Raw genomic sequence first — 17935 nt, forward strand, 5'->3', positions numbered from 1 at the left:
TGTTCAAGCCCCGGTGCTTAGGCACGCAAGGCATTATGAAACGCTTCGTCTCCTCCCTTGCAACAGGTAGCGCATCTTTGAGCGCATCGTTGGGTGCGATCGCGGTTGCCGCGTTTGCACTGGTCGTGCCCACGCTTGGCGCACACGCCGATCCGGGCGGGGATCAGGGCGAGGCACGCCGTGAGCGCAAGGCCGGCAATATCCTGTCGATCCGCCAGATCGAGCAATTGGTGCTGCCGCGCATGGGCGGGATGCAGTATCTCGGCCCCGATTACGATCCGGCCGCCATGGCGTACCGGCTCAAGTTCATCCAGAATGGAAAGGTCTATTTCGTCGATGTGGATGCCCGCACCGGCCGCGTGATCGGCCAATCGCGCTGATTGGCCGGTTGTACGTTTCCTGCCCTTGCGTTGCAGCGACCGGCCGGATCGCTTGACGCTTTCGGCCTTTCATCCCATTTGCTTCATTCATTTATGCCGCCCAGTCTGGGCACCTCATCGAGGGAGAGACCGATTTGCGCATCCTGATCGTCGAGGATGAACCCACACTCGGCAACCAGCTGAAGACCACGCTGGAACAGACCGGCTATGCCGTCGACCTTTCGACGGATGGCGAGGATGGACATTTCCTTGGCTCCACCGAAGATTACGACGCCGTGATCCTCGACCTTGGCCTGCCCGAGATCGATGGCCTTACCGTGCTGGGCATGTGGCGCCGCGAAGGGCGTGACTTCCCCGTGCTGGTACTGACCGCGCGCGATTCCTGGTCCGACAAGGTGGCCGGTCTTGACGCCGGCGCCGACGACTATCTGGCCAAGCCGTTCCAGACCGAGGAACTGATCGCCCGCCTGCGTGCGCTGATCCGCCGTGCTTCGGGCAATACCTCCAGCGAACTGACTGCGGGCGATGTCCGTCTCGACACCCGTTCGGGCCGCGTCACGCTGGCCGGTGAGCCGGTGAAGATGACCGCGCAGGAATACAAGCTGCTGTCCTACCTGATGCATCACAAGGGCAAGGTGGTCAGCCGCACCGAACTGATCGAGCATATCTACGATCAGGATTTCGACCGCGATTCGAACACGATCGAGGTCTTCGTCACCCGCATTCGCAAGAAGCTGGGTGCCGATGTCATCACGACGATCCGTGGTCTTGGCTACAGTCTCGACGATCCCGCAGAACCCGGCCGCGGCTGAGGATCGCGTGGCTGAAGGGGCGGCGGAGGCCGCCGCCGAGCCCGTGACCGCCGATCCCGCGCAGCAAGGTTCGCGCGCGCGTTTCCCGCATGAGGCGTCCACGGGTTCGCTCGCGCGGCGCATGATGCTGATCGCGGCGGGATGGATCTCGATCCTCCTGCTGGTCGGCGGGCTGGCGCTGGATCACACGCTGGCCGGCCTCGTCACCCGCAATTACGACGAGCAGCTGGGCTACATGCTCACCGGCATGATCGGATCGGCAGAGATCGGGCCGGACGGCGAGGTGTTCTTCAACCGCCCGCTGGGCGACCAGCGCTTCCTTGAGCCGAATTCGGGCCTCTACTGGCAGATTCGCGGCAAGGGGCATGAGGATTTCCCGTCGCGCTCGCTATGGGATCGCAGTCTGGACGTGCCGGCCGATCATTTCGACGCGCAGCCGCATGTGTACGATTCGGGCCAGTTCGCTGGCGAGCCGCTGCGCGTGATGGAACGGTCCATCATTTTGCCGGGCAGCAACACCAAATGGATGTTCACGGTCGCCGCCAGCCGTGCCGACCTGGACGAGCAGATCAAGATGATCCGCGCGATCCTGTTCTACAGCTTCGTGGCGTTGGGCTTTGGCCTGCTGCTGATGGCTGGGATGCAGACGTGGTACGGCCTGTTCCCGCTTCGCCACGTGCGCCGCGCCATCCAGAAACTGCGCACCACCGGTTCGGCGCGGGTCCACGACGCGCTCCCGCGTGAGGTGGAGCCGCTGGTGGAGGAATTGAACGCGCTTCTGGCGCATAATGAGCGGCAGGCAGAGGAAGCGCGCACCCATGCCGGCAACTTGGCCCACGCACTGAAGACCCCGCTGACCGTGGTGATGAACGCGGCGACCGCCAAGGCGCCCGATCTGGCCGATACCGTGATCCGGGAAGCGGCGGTGATGCGCCGTCAGGTGGACCATCACCTTGCGCGGGCGAGGGCGGTTGGCCGCCGCGCCGTGGGGCAATCCCGCGCGGATGTCTGGCCCAGCCTGGAAGCCGTGCTGCGTGCGGTGGAGCGGCTTTACGATCAGGCGCGATTCGATCTCGACGGCAATCACGATGCGGTTGCGGCGCTGGAAAAGCAGGACCTTGAGGAGATTCTCGGCAACCTGATCGAGAACGCGGCGAAGTATGGCGGTGGCAGCGTCTTTGTCACGGTGGACGCGGTGCGCGATTCGCGCCTGTGCGAAATCTGGATCGAGGACGACGGCATGGGTATTCCCAAGGCCGAACGCATTCGCATATTCGATCGCGGTGCGCGATTGGATACCGGCAAGCCCGGCACCGGGCTGGGGCTGGCCATCGTGCGCGATGTCGTGGAAATTTACGGTGGAACCGTGGAACTGGACGAGAGCGAGGATCTTGGCGGCTTGCTGGTAAGGCTATGCCTGCCGCGCGCGATCGCGTGATATCTTTCGCTTGAATCCCGCGCCTGATATCTCTGGCCTGACATAATTCAGGCGCAAAATCCGGTGGAACCGGTGTCGGCGGCAGTTGCGGAAGTGGCCGTTCGCTTCCATGGCGCGGGCTCAGTAATCGAGGATACCCCCCTAATGACCGATTCCGTTACGATCACGCTGTCGCCCGATGAGATCGAAATGATCGTCGATGCTCTGGAAGCCGATCTGGAAGGCTATGTTGAAGCCGCCAAGGAAGCGCGCGAAGACGGCAACAAGGAAGACCTTGAGACTTTCGCCGAAGCCGCCACGCGCATCCAGGCGCTGATGACGCGCCTTCAGGACCTCGTTGAGAATTGAGCCTGCCGGAGCGGGATGGCGCTGAGGCGGCATCCCGCTCGGAATTTCGATGTTAAGGCGGCTCTGGCAGCCGCTCCGTTCAGCCCGCTTTTGCGCGCTCGTGATGGCGGATCACTTCATCGATGATGAAGCGAATGAACTTCTCACCGAAATCGGGATCCAGCTGCGCGTCTTCCGCCAGCTTGCGCAGGCGCTGGATCTGGCGCTCTTCACGGCCCGGATCCGATGCGGGCAGGTCCTTTTCGGCCTTGTACGCGCCCACGGCCTGCGTGATCCGAAATCGTTCGGCAAGCATGTGGATCAGCGCGGCATCGATATTGTCGATGCTGGCGCGGAAGGAGGCCAGGACGGGATCGGCTGCGGGCGTGGTTTCGGTCATCGGGTCGGTCCGCTAGCACGGCTTGGCGGGCGGTTCCAGTCCACGCGGGGATATGGGTCCAATCGGATCGTTTGCCCGTATCGTGGCATTCGCTCTTGCCTAAATGCCTGCAAACGCGCAATGCGCCGAACCGATGAGTGCCGATGTCATTCCCCTGCGCACGCGCGGATCGCAGCCTTCCCTGGCCCCCATGCTGGCGCTGACCGCGCCGGGCATGAACAGCGTCAACGCGGTCATCCTCGACCGCATGCAAAGCGAGATCCCGCTGATTCCGGCCCTGGCCGGCCACCTGATTTCGGGCGGGGGCAAGCGTATGCGCCCCATGCTGATGGTCGCCGCGGCAGAGCTGTGCGGCTATCAGGGCAACCGCCACCACAAGCTGGCGGCAGCGGTGGAGTTCCTCCACACCGCCACGCTGCTGCATGACGATGTGGTCGACGGGTCCGACATGCGCCGTGGCAAGGCCGCTGCGAACATCGTATTCGGCAATCCGGCGACGGTGCTGGTGGGCGATTTCCTGTTCACGCGCGCCTTCGAACTGATGGTCGAGGACGGCAGCCTCAAGGTTCTCAAGGTCTTCTCCAAGGCCAGCTCGATTATTGCCGAGGGTGAGGTCGACCAACTGACCGCGCAGCGCCGGATCGAGACGAGCGAGGAACACTACCTCCAGATCATCGGTTCCAAGACTGCCGCCCTGTTCGCCGCTGCCACGCGCATTCCGGCCATCGTTGCCGAAAAGAGCGAGGCGGAGGAGCTGGCGCTTGATTCCTACGGTCGAAATCTGGGCATCGCATTCCAGTTGGTGGACGATGCCATCGACTACGATTCGGAAGCCTCCGAATCGGGCAAGGACAAGGGCGACGACTTCCGTGAAGGCAAGATGACGTTGCCCGTCATCCTGGCCTATGCCCGCGGCAACGCCGAGGAACGCAAGTTCTGGGAAGAGGCCATCGCCGGTTTCCGTACCGAGGACGAAGATCTTGCCCATGCGGTCGAACTGATCAACCGCCACGGCTGCGTGGAAGCGACGCGCGAACGCGCGCGGCTCTACGCCCAGCGCGCCTGCGATGCGCTGTCGATCTTCCCGGCCGGTGCCGCGCGCGATGCGATGTGCGAGGCGGTGGAGTTCGCGGTGGCCCGCCGCTACTGATTGGGCACGCGGGCAGGAGCCTCGGCAACTTGGCCGAGGCTCATCGATGCCTGCGAGGTACTGTCGCTCACAAGTATCCTGCAGCACTTGTGGTGAACGCGCTCAAGAAGATCGCCCGCCTATTTGGTTGATACTTGAGGAAAAGATAGTTAGCCTTCGCGCCATTACGTATTCCTGTGAAGGAGACGTTGATGGGCTGGCTACGTTACGTCTTGCTACCCGTTGCCGCCGCAGGCGCGGCTGCCTCGCTTCCGTCGGCGGTGCAGGCACGTGACGATCTGACATCTTCCGACGCCGCCCTGCCAGCAATGGACTTCGGCGTTTCTGCAGACGGATTGGGGCAGGACGACGGTTCGGCTGTCGCGAATCCCGTCTCTGCCGCGCCTTTGCCCGGCCGCAAGGGCACGCACTGGACGATCATCGTCAGCCCCTATGTCTGGGGCGCATCGCTTGGCGGTGACCTTGGCCTGGCCGGCCTGCAGGGCAATGCCCATCTGCCCTTCGGGGATATTTTCAAGCATCTCGACATTGCGGCGATGGGCAATGTGGAATTCATCAGCGGCCGCTGGGGCGGCTATATCGATGCCCAGCATGTGAAGACGTCGCAGACGGAACAGGTGCTTTCGCTGCCGGTCGATCTTTCCATCCGCACCACGCGCGTGGCGGGCGGCTTCTATTACAAGGCATGGAGCATCCCGCTTTCGGGCGAAACGGCCTTCGGCGTGCCGCGCAATATCTCGTTCGAACCCACGGCCGGGCTGCGGTGGACCGATCTGAAGGCGGATGCCGCCGTCGATCCGCTGGCGGTGCAGATCTCCAAAGGTGCGGACTGGGTCGATCCCTTCGTGGGACTCCGCATCAATGCGGATTTGTCCAGCCACTGGAATCTCTTTGTTCAAGGCGATGCGGGCGGGTTCGGGGCGGGATCGGACATCAGCGTGAATGCCGTGGCCTTGGCCGGCTATCGCACCCATGTGTTCGGCCAGCGGACGATCCTGCGGGCCGGCTATCGCTTCATCTACGAGAAGTACGACCAGGAAGACTTCACCGGTCGCGGTCGCTTTATCTGGGACATGCAGCAGCGTGGACCCCTGATGGGATTGTCGATGTTCTTCTGATTTTCACCGTGAACAGGAGCCCCCGCATGTTCCCCAATTCCGCATCGCGCGCCACGTCCAGGTTCTTCCGTCCGATCGGCGCGCTGGCGCTTTCGGCCATGCTGATGGCGGGCGTTGCCGCCGATGCCTGCACGCGGGCCGTGTACCTGGGACCCAATGGCAACATCATCACCGCGCGCTCGATGGACTGGAAAAGCGACATCCTTAGCAATCTCTGGATCCTGCCGCGCGGTATCGCCCGCAGCGGGGAGGCCGGGCCCAATTCGATCAAGTGGACGTCGAAATACGGCAGCGTGATCGTCAGCGGCTACGACGTTTCGACCACGGACGGGGTCAACGAGAAGGGGCTGGAAGCGAATGTGCTCTGGCTGGCGGAATCGGAATATCCGCACTTCGACGGCAAGGGTAAGCCGGGCCTGACGATCGCCGCCTGGGCGCAGTACATGCTAGACAACTTCGCGACGGTGGATGAGGCGGTGACGGCGCTTCAGAAGGAGCCGTTCACGATCGTCACCGACAATGTGCCGGGCGAGGATCGCCTGACTACGCTGCATCTTTCGATGTCCGATGCCACGGGAGACAGCGCGATCGTCGAATACATTGGCGGCAAGCAGGTGATCCACCATGGCCGGCAATATCAGGTCATGACCAATTCGCCGCATTTCGACCATCAGCTCGCGCTGGCCAGCTATTGGCAGCAGATCGGCGGCACGGTCATGCTGCCGGGCACCAATCGCGCGTCCGACCGGTTTGCCCGCGCGATATTCTACATCAATGCGATCCCGAAGGATGAGGATCCGAACAAGGCGCTGGCCAGCGTGTTTTCGGTGATCCGCAACGCCTCGGTCCCTTACGGGATCAACACGCCGGAGGAACCCAACATCTCTTCCACCCGCTGGCGGACGGTGTTCGACCACAAGCGCCAGCTCTATTTCTTCGAATCGGCGCTGACCCCGAACACCTTCTGGGTGGACCTGAAGAAGATCGATTTCTCCAAGGAAACCGGGAAGGTGAAGACACTGGATCTGGGACCGAACCAGGACCACACATTTTCTGGCGAGGCATCCGGGGAATTCGTCGACCACGCGCCGTTCAAGTTCCTTGGCCTCAGCGGCTAACGCGCCACTCCCTGCGCCATTCGGGCAACACATCCGGCCCGCAATAAAACGGCAACAAGCCTGCAATTGCGGCGCACCTTCCTCGCGTCTATCCAGACCGCGTGATGCCCACCGAATCCGAGCTGGCGCCCACCGGCTATCAGCCCGGGTCGCCGCGCCAGCGCTTAATCTCGTCGCTGCTTTCAGCAGCCATTCTGGTGATCGCGCTGCTGCTGGCGATCACCCAGACGGGTCTTGTCCCGGCGCTGGTGAAGAAGACATCGGCGCTTACGACATTCGATGTGGTTGATCACGAAAAGGAACAGGGCGGCGATACCCCGCAGCAGCCCAAGCAGCAGCAGGCCAAGCATACCGAGCACAAGGCGGTCACACCCGTTATCGCGCCGGACAAGCCGGTGGAAAAGCCGGCGGCTGCGCAGAAGCAGGCATTCACGTTCCTGCATATGTCCAGCAACGATTTCGCCGCCGCCGACATCGGCAAGATGAAGGGCGATTCGTCCTCTTCGGGCGATCAGGCCGCTGGCGGTTCGGGTGGAGTCTACGGCCCCGGCGAAGGGCCCGGCGGTGTCGTTCTCTATAACGCTGCCTGGTACAAGGAGCCGACCGACGCCCAACTGGCCGGCTATCTGCCGAATCGTGGTCCGCAGTCCGGCTGGGGCGAGATCGCCTGCCAGACCCAGCCGCACTACAAAGTGGACAATTGCCAGATCCTGGGAGAATCGCCGCGCGGATCGGGCTTTGGCCGCGCGGTCTTCAATGCGGCCTGGCAGTTCGAGGTGCAGCCCCCGCGTATCAACGGGAAGCCGCAGATCGGCACTTGGGTGCGTATCCGCATTACCTACGGCGTGCGCGGTATCTCGCTCTGAAGCAATTCAGGCGGCGCTGAACGCGCTGCGCTGATCGGCGCCATAGCGTTCCAGCAGATCGGCCAGCGGCATCGGCATGCCCAGGTGATAACCCTGCGCCAGCGTGAAGCCTGCGATGCGCGCGCTGAGCATCTGTTCCTCGGTTTCGATCCCTTCGATCACGCAATCGAGCGAGAGCGAACGGGCAAGGTTGCGGATCGCGGCAATCAGCCGGCGGCCGCGCGACTCGTCGAGACGGGGTGCGAAGCTGCGATCGATCTTGACCATGTCGAGCGGAAGCTGGTGCAGTGAGGAAAGGCTGGAATAGCCGGTGCCGAAATCGTCCAAAGCGACGCGTGCCCCGATCTCGCGCAGGCCTTCCAGTGCGTCCCGCGCGCTGTCGAACTTGGCGATGAGCGAGGTTTCGGTGATCTCGAAGATCAACCGCGTGGGCGTGCCGCCGGACCGTTCGGTCAGTGCGATCAGCGCAGCCACGGTTTCGGCATCGGCGATGTCCTGCCCGGAAAGGTTGAAGCACACATGCATCGAATCCGGCAGCCTGACGAGCGCGGCAAGGGCCTGCTGAAACAGCGCGAGCGTCACTTCGCGGGCGCGGCCGATGCGTTCGGCCGATGCGATCAGCATTTCCGGGGCGACCGCGCCCAACGTCGGCGAAGTCCAGCGGGCAAGGCATTCGACGCCCATGGGAGCGCGATTTTCGGTCGCGACGATCGGCTGGTAGACCATGGAAAGTTCACGCGACAGGTCGGCCGTTTGCAGCGCGGCATCCAGCGCCTGCTCGGTGCGGATCATGCGCTCCAACTCGCTGGAGAAGCGAACGCATTGGCCGCGCTTCTCGTTCTTGGCGTGATAAAGCGCAAAGTCGGCGCGGTCGAACAGTTCGTGCGCACTGCGGCCGCTGGCGGGGAAATCGGCAAGGCCGGCTGAGCAGCCGACAGCCACGACGATGTCGCCGATCCGTGCGGGCCGACGCACTTCCGCGCAGAGTGCTTGCGCCACCGCTTCGGCTTCGGTCCAGCCGCCTTTGACGATCAGGCCGAATTCGTCGCCGCCAAGCCGCGCGATCACGGCATTGTCGGGGCACTGCGCCAGCATGCGTTCGCCGAGCACCTGCAGCAGGCGATCGCCCTGCGCATGGCCGTAAGTGTCGTTCACCGGCTTGAAGCGGTCCAGATCGATCAGGCCCACGTAGAACACTTCGTCAGCGGCGGCGTTGACCAGCATCGATTCGAGGCAGCCGAAGAAATGGCGGCGGTTGGGCAGGCCCGTTAACGCATCGGTTTCCGCCAGCCGGGCATTTTCTGCCCCCAGCGCCTGCGCCTGCCGGCGTTCGCTGGCCAGCGCGCGCTGTGTGGTTTCCAGCGCGATGAACGAATCGTAGGTGTCGCGAAGGATCTTGAGGATCACCAGGGTGACCAATGCGATGTTCACCGCGATGGCCACGCGCACCAGAGGCCCCATCAAAACGCTGTAGACCAGGAAGATGCTCAGCACCGTCACGCAGATCAGCAGCGCGGCGGTGGGCAGGAACGTCAGGCAGAACACGCAGCCCAGCACGGTTACCGCGACGAAGGTGGCGACATGCCCGTGTTCGTAGGCGCCGCCGTACTGGTCCAGCGTCAACGCCCATCCCACGAATGCGAGCGAGATCATCACCGCCAGCCAGGTCGTGCGCCGCATCCGGTGCTGCGCGATCTCGCAATCGAAGTCGGCTGCGGTGGTAGGGCGCATCCAAGCAATCATGCGCACGATGCAAAGCGCGATCAGAATCGCGGGAATCGTGAGCGTGAGATAGCCCGGGGCAAGAGCGCGATGCGTGTAGGCCAGGATGCCGGCATTTACCGACAACAGGCCGTAAAGCGGTGGAATCCGCTCTCGCAGGCGCAGGTATTGCGCGACCGGCAAAGGAAATTGGCCGGCACGGTAGGACTTGGCGGGGCTGTTTTCTGCTTCTTGCAACGTCATGAACTCCGACAGCCACGGTTAGTTATCAATCGTTGAGGAAGAGTGGATGGCGGCAAAAATTTCCTCCGACTTGGCGATATCTACATAAGGCCGGGTGAGGGTGGCGAAGCCGGCGGATGACTCCTAAGGAAGCATGGGTGAGCGAGCTTCCGATCCATTCCGTGCTTCCCGAAATGCTGGCTGCCCTGCGCGCAGGGCCACGCGCCGTGCTGATCGCGCCGCCCGGCGCCGGCAAAACAACCGCGTTGGCCCCGGCGCTTTTGGCGGAGCCCTGGTGCACCGGCACCGTCATCCTGCTTTCGCCCCGCCGCGTGGCCGCGCGCGCCGCTGCCGAACGCATGGCCGCGCAACTGGGCGAGCAGGCGGGCGAGACGATCGGCTATGTCACCCGCCTTGATGTCAAACGCACTGCGCGCACGCGTGTGGTGGTGATGACGGAGGCGATCTTCGTCGCGACAATCCTCGCCGATCCGGAGCTTTCGGGCATTTCCGCGGTGCTGTTCGACGAGGCACACGAACGCCATCTGGACAGCGACCTTGGGCTTGCCCTTGCGGTGGAGGCCGCGGAAGTCCTGCGCGAGGACCTGCGGATCGTCGTCATGTCGGCAACGATCGACGGTGCCCGTTTCGCGCGCCTGCTAGGCGCCGCAACGCCGGTGATCGAGAGCGAGGGCAAGGCCTGGCCACTTGGCTTGCGCTGGCTGGGCGCTGCGCCGGACTTGCGGACAGAGGATGCGACGGCATCGGCGATTCTCACCGCATGGCGGGAGCAGGAGGGCGACATCCTCGCCTTCCTTCCCGGCGTTCGCGAGATCGATCGGGTGGCGGAAAGATTGGCGGAGCGGCTTCCGCAAGCCTTGGTGCTCCCGCTGCACGGCCAGTGTGAGCCGGCCGCCCAGCGCGCCGCGATTCGCCGCGATGCGGAAGGGCGGCGGCGAATCGTGCTGGCCACGGCGATTGCCGAAACCTCGCTGACGCTGGACGGCGTTTCGGTGGTCGTCGACGCCGGGCTGTCGCGGCGGGCGGAGTTCGACAAAGCGGCGGGCGTCACTCGGCTGGTTACACATCGCGCCAGTCGCGCCTCCGCCGCGCAGCGGGCCGGGCGCGCCGCCCGCCAAGGCCCCGGAGTGGCCTATCGCCTGTGGGAAGAGGCTGCGCATCCGGGGCGGCCGGAATTCGATCCGCCCGAGATGCTGACCAGCGATCTGGCACCGTTGACGCTGTCGTTGGCGCAGTGGGGCGCGGGCGATCCGGCGGCCATGGCATGGCTCGATTCGCCGCCGGTGCCTGCGCTGGATGCCGCCCGGCGCCAGCTGGAAGCATTGGGCGCGCTGGACGGCGAAGGGCGGATCACCGATTTCGGCCGGAAGGTTGCCAGTCTGCCGATGGATCCGGCGCAGGCGGCGATGATCCTGCATGCCGCCGAACTGGGAGCGGCCGGGCCCGCGGCGAAACTGGCGTTGCTCTTGCAGGAACGCGGGCTGGGCGGCCGAAGCGAGGATCTGTCGCAGCGCCTGTCACGCTGGGATGGAGACCGTTCGCCGCGTGCCGAAGCCTCGCGCAAGCTGGCGGCTGGCTGGGCAAAGCGTGCGCGTGCTCTGGTCAGGGCTCCTGAACATGGCGAGGACGTTCCGGCCGGCGTGCTGCTGGCGCTCGGCCGGCCGGACATGCTGGCGCGGCGACGCGATGCGAATGGCGAGAACTGGCTCTCGGCCGGGGGCAGGGGCTATGTGCTCGATCCGGCGTCGCCGCTCGCCACGCGCGAATGGATGGTGATCGGCGATGCGCAAGGGCAGGCGCGCGGCGCGCGGATCCTGTCGGGCGCGACAATCGAATCGATCGAGGTGGAGCAATGGCTGTCCGATCGGATCGAGCGTCGCTCCGTGCTGCGCTGGAACGAATCGGAAGGCCGCGTGGAAGCACGGCTGGAGCGGCGTATCGGTGCGATTACGCTGGCATCCGGCCCCGATCCGTCGCCCGATCCAGCGGCGATTGCGGCATTCCTGCTCGAACGTGTGCGGGAGAAGGGGCTGGATCTGGTGCCGTTCGGCAAGGGCGCCCATGCCCTGCTGCGCCGCGCGCGTTATGCCGGGATCGAGGCGCTGTCCGAAGAATCGCTGCTGGCCGACCTCGATGACTGGCTGGGGCCGCTGCTGGGCCGCCGGCTCGACGCGATCGACAAGGCGGCGCTGGGCGATGCGCTGCGAAATCGCATGACCTGGGACGATCAGCAGACGCTGGAAAAGCTCGCACCGCCGGAGTTTCGGAGCCCCGCCGGTACCAGCCATGCCATCGATTACGAGGATGAGGGCGGGCCCAGCGTGGAAGTACGCGTGCAGGCGCTGTTCGGGCTGGACCGCCATCCCAGTTTCGGCCAGCCGCCGCAGCCGCTTTTGCTGAAGCTGACGTCGCCCGCCGGCCGCCCGATCCAGACCACGCGCGACCTGCCCGGTTTCTGGCGTGGATCGTGGCGCGATGTGCAGCGCGACATGAAGGGGCGCTATCCTCGCCACCGTTGGCCGGACGAGCCGTGGACCGAAGATCCCAGCCTGAAGACCAGAAATGCATTCGAAGCATCCCGCGGCAAATGATTTGCGCTTGATTCTCTCCCCGATTCGACGGCAAAGCGCATTCCCATGAGTGCACGCATCTATCAGCGCCCGAAGAACGCCATGCAGTCCGGCAAGGCACTGCTGGATCAGTGGATCCTCGAATTCGTCCCTGCGGAGGCCAAGAAGCCCGACCCGCTGATGGGCTGGGCCGGTTCCGGCGATACGCAGCAGCAGGTTACGCTGAAGTTCCCCACCGTGGATGAGGCGAAGGCCTATGCCGCGCGCTACGGCATCGAAGCCGAAGTGCACGCCACGCCGCCGCGCCGTCTGAAGATCCAGGCATACGCCGACAACTTCCGTTGATCGCACGCGCCTTAGGGCGCTCGTTTTTGCAGCAATCGGCCCGCGTTTCCGCCAATGGAAACGCGGGCCGATGCCGTTACAGGCCATGCGATTTTCCTGCGATCCGGGGCTGGACAAACCGACAATGCGCCGCCATATGCCCGCCCGGGAGTCGGGTGGACGTTTGCGTTCGCCAACTTGGTCAGGTCCGGAAGGAAGCAGCCACAACGGATTGCGGCGGGTCGCCCGGCTCCTTCTTCACACATCGCGAAACACCCCCCTCTTGCGGGGTTCCATGCCGCCGAAACGCGGCATTTTTTGTGCGCGGCTGTGGAGCAAATCGCTTTCCTCCTGACAATTCCGGCCCCAGCCCCTAGTTTGTCACGCGATGGACGATTCACGCGACATGTTCGGCGACAGCCCGCCCTGGAACGACGGGGACGAGGAAGAGGCCGCACCGACTTCGGCGGAAATGGAAGCTGCCGGGCAGGTGTCGATGTTCGGTGATCCCGAACCCGCGCCTGAGTCAGTGGCCGAGCCGGAACCAGCGCCGGCCGCAGTCGAGCCTGAACCTGAGCCCAAAGCCGCCGAGCCTGCGGCGCCTGCACCTGCGGCCGCGCCCGTTGCTCCGGCCACGCCCAAGGCGCCGACAGGCACTACCGCGCAGCCCTATCGCGTGCTGGCGCGCAAGTACCGTCCGCAGAGCTTCGGCGAACTGATCGGCCAGGAGGCGATGGTCCAGACCTTGGCCAACGCCATTAAGCGCGACCGGCTGGCCCATGCCTTCCTGATGACCGGCGTGCGCGGTGTCGGCAAGACCTCGACCGCGCGCCTGATCGCCAAGGCCCTGAACTGCATCGGTCCGGACGGGCAGGGCGGCCCGACCATTGATCCCTGCGGCCAGTGCGAGCCTTGCCGCGCGATTGCCGAAGGTCGCCATATCGATGTGATCGAGATGGACGCCGCATCGCACACCGGCGTGGACGACGTGCGCGAGATTATCGAGGCGGTGCGCTACGCGGCCGTTTCGGCGCGCTACAAGATCTACATCATCGACGAAGTTCACATGCTTTCTCGCAATGCATTCAATGCCTTGCTGAAGACTCTTGAGGAACCGCCTGCGCATGTGAAATTCCTCTTCGCGACGACCGAAGTGGACAAGCTGCCGGTCACGGTGCTGTCGCGCTGCCAGCGTTTCGACTTGCGCCGTATTCCTGCGCCGATGCTGGCCGAGCACTTCGCCAAAGTCTGCGGGCTTGAAGGCGTGCAGGCCGAGGGCGAGGCACTGGCGATGGTTGCCGCTGCCGCCGATGGCTCCGTGCGTGACGGTCTTTCGATCCTGGATCAGGCCATCGCCCATGCCGATCTCGACGGCGAAGGGCAGGTCCGTGCCGACAAGGTGCGTGACATGCTGGGCCTTTCGGACAAGAGCGTACAGCGCAAGCTGATCGCGGCGATTCTCGACGGCAAGGGCCCGGATCTGCTGGAGCTTGTGTCGCACCAGTTCGCACTGGGCGTGGAGCCGATCGCCATCCTGCGCGGGTTGATGGACCTGATCCACCGCGTTGCCGTGGCGCAAGTCGCCGGCTCCGCGCACGATGCGCACTCCGCGGAGGAGCGGGAGGCGATCGAGAACTGGGCCAAGGCGCTGAAGGCCGGGCAGGTCCACCGTATCTGGCAGCTGCTGCTCAAGGGCCATGATGAGGTGAAGTCCGCGCCCGATCCGCTGGTCGCTACGCAAATGGCGCTGCTGCGGATCCTGCACGCGGCGGATATGCCCGATCCGGGCTCTCTGGTGAAGAAGCTGGAAGACCTTGCCGCGCGCGCGCCGGTTGCGCCGCCGGTCGTCGATGCCGCTTCTTCTCCGGCGGGCGCCGCGCCTGCTGCTGCAGCTGCGCCGGCAGTTTCGGCCCGGCGCTGGGAAGAACTGGTCGAAGACGTCGAGCATGCCGGCGAACTATCGACCGCGAACACCATGCGCATGCAGGTTCGCGTCGTCGAACTGGGCTCCAGCCTGTTGCGCTACACGCAGCCGCCGGGTTTCAGCGAGGATATCGCATCGGTGCTGCGCGCCAGCCTTTCCAAGGCGACTGGCGAGCGCTGGGAAGTGTTCAAGGTCAGCGAAGACGGCGCGCCGACGCTTGTCGAACTGGCGGAAGCGAAGAAAACGGCCGAAAGCGATGCGGTTAGCCAGCATCCGCTGGTGGTGGCTACCAAGGCCGCGTTCCCGCAGGCCGAAGTGATTGAGGATGAACGCCCGCTTGCCGTTGGCGGCGGTGCGCGCAATTGGAGACGTTGAGATGAAGTCCATGGAAGAGATGATCCAGGCGGCGCAGCAGGCCGCCGAGACCATCCAGAAGCAGATGAACGAGACCCAGAACAAGCTGGACTCGCTGGAAGTCGAAGGGCTTTCGGGCGGCGGTCTCGTGAAGATCCGCTGCTCGGCCAAGGGCCGCGTCATCGGCGTTGCGATCGACGACAGCCTGATGGTTCCCGGCGAAAAGCAGATGTTGGAAGACCTCGTCGCCGCTGCCTACAACGACGCGCGCGTCAAGGCGGACTCGGTCGCGAACGAGGAACTGGCCAAGGCCCAGCAGGGCATGGGCCTGCCGCCGGGCTTCAAGCTGCCGTTCTGATCCGGAGCCGGTCGATCCGCAGGAATTCTGCGCTGCGGATCGGATGGCCCGAACGATATTGACGCCGCCTCGGGAAGGTGCCGCGATTGCTTCGTGGCCGTTCCCGGGGCGGTGTTTTTTCTGCTCGTGATGTTTTTGCCGCGATGACGGTTCAATGCCCGAGCGATGTGGTGCGCCCCCGGCGTCTCATTTTCGGAACAGCTTCCATCCCGGAAACATTCGCTTGGTTGCGGATTTTCTAACCGGACAATAGGGATTACCGTGGAGGCGAAAGGCAAGCGCTTCCACAGTCTTTCGCGGCTATTCCATTGCGTGTTTCGCGATTGACCCCATATCTATCGCAAATGGCTGGGAGTCCGAATGGGCTTCGGCTCGTATAGAATTGGATATGCTCTTGAACCTGCTTCCGTTGCTGCCCCTGCGCGATATCGTCGTGTTTCCCGGCATGGTCGTCCCGCTTTTCGTTGGTCGCGAGAAATCGGTGGCCGCGCTGGAAGCGGCGATGGCGGGGGAAAAGGATATCTTCCTGCTCGCCCAGCTCGACCCTGGCTGCGACGATCCCGAACGGGATGACCTCTACGACACCGGCGTGATCGCCAGCGTCCTGCAACTGCTCAAGTTGCCCGATGGCACCGTCCGCGTGCTGGTGGAAGGGCAGGAGCGCGCCCGCCTGAACGGCCTTCAGGCCGAGCAGAGCGCCGAGGGCGAGATGCTGGTCGCCGAAGTCGAACGGATCGAAGCCGATACCGCCGAAGGCACCGAAGTCGCCGCGATGATGCGCTCTGTCGTCGAACAGTTCGGCGAATATGCGAAGCTCAACAAGAAGCTGTCGCAGGATGCTGGTGAACAGCTGGGCGATATCGACGATGCCGCGCGCCTGGCCGATACGGTGGCCGCGCAGCTTTCGGCCAAGGTGGCCGACAAGCAGGCTGTCCTGTCCGAACCCGATCCGCTCAAGCGGCTCGAAATGGTCTATTCCTTCATGGAAGGCGAACTCGGAGTCCTGCAGGTAGAGCGCAAGATCCGTGGCCGCGTGAAGCGCCAGATGGAAAAGACCCAGCGCGAATATTACCTGAACGAACAGCTCAAGGCGATCCAGTCGGAGCTGGGCGGCGGCGATGGCGAAGAAGCCAACGAGCTGGCCGAACTTCAGGAAAAGATCGAAAAGACCAAGCTCTCCAAGGAGGCGCGCGAAAAGGCGACTGCCGAACTGAAGAAGCTGAAGTCGATGCAGCCGATGAGCGCCGAGGCGACCGTCGTGCGCAACTATCTCGACGTGCTGCTGGGCCTGCCCTGGGGCAAGAAGAGCAAGCTGAAGCGCGACATTTCCGAGGCGCAGACGATCCTCGACGCCGATCACTATGCGCTCGACAAGGTCAAGGACCGCATCGTCGAGTATCTGGCCGTGCAGGCGCGCACCAACAAGCTGAAGGGGCCGATCCTGTGCCTCGTCGGCCCTCCGGGCGTCGGCAAGACCTCGCTCGGCAAGTCGATCGCCAAGGCGACCGGGCGCGAGTTCATCCGCCAGTCGCTGGGCGGCGTGCGTGACGAGGCCGAAATTCGCGGCCACCGTCGGACCTACATCGGCTCGCTGCCGGGCAAGATCGTCACGAACTTGCGCAAGTCGGGCAAGTCCAACCCGCTGTTCCTGCTCGACGAGATCGACAAGCTGGGCCAGGATTTCCGCGGCGATCCGGCTTCGGCGTTGCTCGAAGTGCTCGATCCCGAACAGAACGCCAAGTTCCAGGACCACTATCTGGAACTCGACATCGATCTGTCGGACGTGATGTTCGTCTGCACCGCGAACAGCCTGAACCTGCCGCAGCCGTTGCTCGATCGCATGGAGATCATCCGCCTCGAAGGATATACCGAGGATGAGAAGGTCGAGATTGCGGAGCGTCATCTGGTCCGCAAGCAGGTGGAAGCGCACGGGCTGAAGAAGGGCGAATTCACGCTGACGCAGGACGGCCTGCGCGACCTGATCCGCTACTACACCCGCGAAGCCGGCGTTCGCACGCTGGAGCGCGAGATTGCCAAGCTGGCGCGCAAGTCGCTGCGCCAGATCCTTGAGGGCAAGACCAAGGAAGTGGTGATCACGCCCGAAAACCTGGCCGATTTCGCCGGCGTGCGGAAGTTCCGCCATGGCGTGGGCGAGGAAGAGCATCAGGTGGGCGCCGTCACCGGCCTTGCCTGGACGGAAGTTGGCGGCGAACTGCTGACGATCGAAAGCGTGACCGTGCCCGGCAAGGGCGCGATCAAGGCGACCGGCAAGCTGGGCGAAGTGATGAACGAGTCGATCCAGACCGCGTTCAGCTTCGTGCGCGCCCGTTCGCCCGCCTATGGCATCAAGCCTTCGGTCTTCAACAAGAAGGACATCCACATTCACCTGCCCGAAGGCGCGGTGCCCAAGGATGGGCCCTCGGCCGGTATCGGCATGGTCACATCGATCGTTTCGACCCTGACCGGCGTGCCGGTGCGCAAGGATATCGCCATGACCGGCGAAGTCACCCTGCGTGGCCGCGTGCTGCCGATCGGCGGCCTGAAGGAGAAGCTGCTGGCGGCGCTGCGTGGCGGCATCACCACCGTGCTGATCCCGGAAGAGAACCGCAAGGATCTGGCTGAGATCCCGGAGAACGTGAAGCAGGGGCTGGATATCATTCCGGTCAGCCACGTGGACGAAGTGCTGGCCAAGGCACTGGTCGATCCGCTCACCGCGATCGAGTGGACCGAGGCGGACGAACTGGCTGCCGCTCCTCCGCAGACTCCGGCCCCCTCCGCCACGGCGCATTAACGTCCGCCACGGCGAACTGGGCCAATCTGAATAAGGGATA

The 17935-nt window shown here is 64.2% G+C and carries 15 protein-coding genes and 1 other RNA gene; 14 read left to right on the forward strand and 2 right to left on the reverse strand.

Annotated elements, in window-relative coordinates; genetic code table 11:
* Nucleotides 1–35 precede the first annotated feature (35 nt).
* From ACZ1JV_RS16485 to ACZ1JV_RS16500, 4 genes are all read left to right on the forward strand, one after another.
* On the forward strand, nucleotides 36–380 hold the full coding sequence (locus ACZ1JV_RS16485; RefSeq protein ID WP_465152406.1) for a PepSY domain-containing protein: 345 nt from the start codon (nucleotides 36–38) through the stop codon (nucleotides 378–380).
* A 134-nt stretch (nucleotides 381–514) separates the two neighbouring features.
* On the forward strand, nucleotides 515–1192 hold the full coding sequence (locus tag ACZ1JV_RS16490) for a response regulator (protein ID WP_132385684.1): 678 nt from the start codon (nucleotides 515–517) through the stop codon (nucleotides 1190–1192).
* A 121-nt stretch (nucleotides 1193–1313) separates the two neighbouring features.
* On the forward strand, nucleotides 1314–2630 hold the full coding sequence (locus ACZ1JV_RS16495) for a sensor histidine kinase (protein ID WP_465152591.1): 1317 nt from the start codon (nucleotides 1314–1316) through the stop codon (nucleotides 2628–2630).
* 144 nt (nucleotides 2631–2774) lie between these two features.
* A complete protein-coding gene (locus ACZ1JV_RS16500; RefSeq protein WP_465138190.1) occupies nucleotides 2775–2978 on the forward strand; it encodes a hypothetical protein in 204 nt (67 codons plus the stop codon).
* Nucleotides 2979–3057: 79 nt separating this feature from the next.
* Here ACZ1JV_RS16500 and ACZ1JV_RS16505 read toward each other — a convergent pair whose 3' ends face one another.
* Nucleotides 3058–3357 carry a chorismate mutase gene (locus ACZ1JV_RS16505; protein WP_465152407.1) on the reverse strand — a complete coding sequence of 100 codons (300 nt, stop codon included), beginning with the start codon at nucleotides 3355–3357 and terminating at the stop codon, nucleotides 3058–3060.
* 133 nt (nucleotides 3358–3490) lie between these two features.
* Between ACZ1JV_RS16505 and ACZ1JV_RS16510 the strand changes: the two genes are divergently transcribed.
* The 4 genes from ACZ1JV_RS16510 to ACZ1JV_RS16525 all read left to right on the forward strand — a co-directional run bounded on the left by ACZ1JV_RS16510 (nucleotide 3491) and on the right by ACZ1JV_RS16525 (nucleotide 7609).
* On the forward strand, nucleotides 3491–4507 hold the full coding sequence (locus ACZ1JV_RS16510; protein WP_465138192.1) for a polyprenyl synthetase family protein: 1017 nt from the start codon (nucleotides 3491–3493) through the stop codon (nucleotides 4505–4507).
* 191 nt (nucleotides 4508–4698) lie between these two features.
* A complete protein-coding gene (locus ACZ1JV_RS16515; protein ID WP_465152408.1) occupies nucleotides 4699–5625 on the forward strand; it encodes a hypothetical protein in 927 nt (308 codons plus the stop codon).
* A 26-nt stretch (nucleotides 5626–5651) separates the two neighbouring features.
* The gene (locus ACZ1JV_RS16520; RefSeq protein ID WP_465152409.1) at nucleotides 5652–6743 is read left to right on the forward strand and encodes a linear amide C-N hydrolase; all 1092 of its coding nucleotides are present in this window, start codon (nucleotides 5652–5654) and stop codon (nucleotides 6741–6743) included.
* Between the two features lie 104 nt (nucleotides 6744–6847).
* Nucleotides 6848–7609 carry a hypothetical protein gene (locus tag ACZ1JV_RS16525; protein WP_465152410.1) on the forward strand — a complete coding sequence of 254 codons (762 nt, stop codon included), beginning with the start codon at nucleotides 6848–6850 and terminating at the stop codon, nucleotides 7607–7609.
* A 6-nt stretch (nucleotides 7610–7615) separates the two neighbouring features.
* Here ACZ1JV_RS16525 and ACZ1JV_RS16530 read toward each other — a convergent pair whose 3' ends face one another.
* Nucleotides 7616–9568 carry a putative bifunctional diguanylate cyclase/phosphodiesterase gene (locus tag ACZ1JV_RS16530; RefSeq protein WP_465152411.1) on the reverse strand — a complete coding sequence of 651 codons (1953 nt, stop codon included), beginning with the start codon at nucleotides 9566–9568 and terminating at the stop codon, nucleotides 7616–7618.
* Nucleotides 9569–9711: 143 nt separating this feature from the next.
* Between ACZ1JV_RS16530 and hrpB the strand changes: the two genes are divergently transcribed.
* The 6 genes from hrpB (at nucleotide 9712) to lon (ending at nucleotide 17895) form a co-directional block, all read left to right on the forward strand.
* Entirely contained in the window at nucleotides 9712–12165 is a 2454-nt protein-coding gene (gene hrpB, locus ACZ1JV_RS16535; protein WP_465152412.1) for an ATP-dependent helicase HrpB, read from the forward strand.
* A 45-nt stretch (nucleotides 12166–12210) separates the two neighbouring features.
* Nucleotides 12211–12489, forward strand: a complete 279-nt coding sequence (locus ACZ1JV_RS16540) for an ETC complex I subunit (protein WP_465138198.1) — start codon at nucleotides 12211–12213, stop codon at nucleotides 12487–12489.
* A 144-nt stretch (nucleotides 12490–12633) separates the two neighbouring features.
* Nucleotides 12634–12728, forward strand: an RNA gene (gene ffs / locus ACZ1JV_RS16545) — signal recognition particle sRNA small type.
* 128 nt (nucleotides 12729–12856) lie between these two features.
* Nucleotides 12857–14767, forward strand: a complete 1911-nt coding sequence (locus ACZ1JV_RS16550) for a DNA polymerase III subunit gamma/tau (RefSeq protein ID WP_465152413.1) — start codon at nucleotides 12857–12859, stop codon at nucleotides 14765–14767.
* A 1-nt stretch (nucleotide 14768) separates the two neighbouring features.
* On the forward strand, nucleotides 14769–15104 hold the full coding sequence (locus ACZ1JV_RS16555; RefSeq protein ID WP_395395359.1) for a YbaB/EbfC family nucleoid-associated protein: 336 nt from the start codon (nucleotides 14769–14771) through the stop codon (nucleotides 15102–15104).
* Nucleotides 15105–15492: 388 nt separating this feature from the next.
* Nucleotides 15493–17895, forward strand: a complete 2403-nt coding sequence (gene lon, locus ACZ1JV_RS16560) for an endopeptidase La (protein WP_465138200.1) — start codon at nucleotides 15493–15495, stop codon at nucleotides 17893–17895.
* Nucleotides 17896–17935: the final 40 nt, after the last annotated feature.

It is taken from the genome of Novosphingobium sp. BL-S-19, assembly GCF_055521675.1.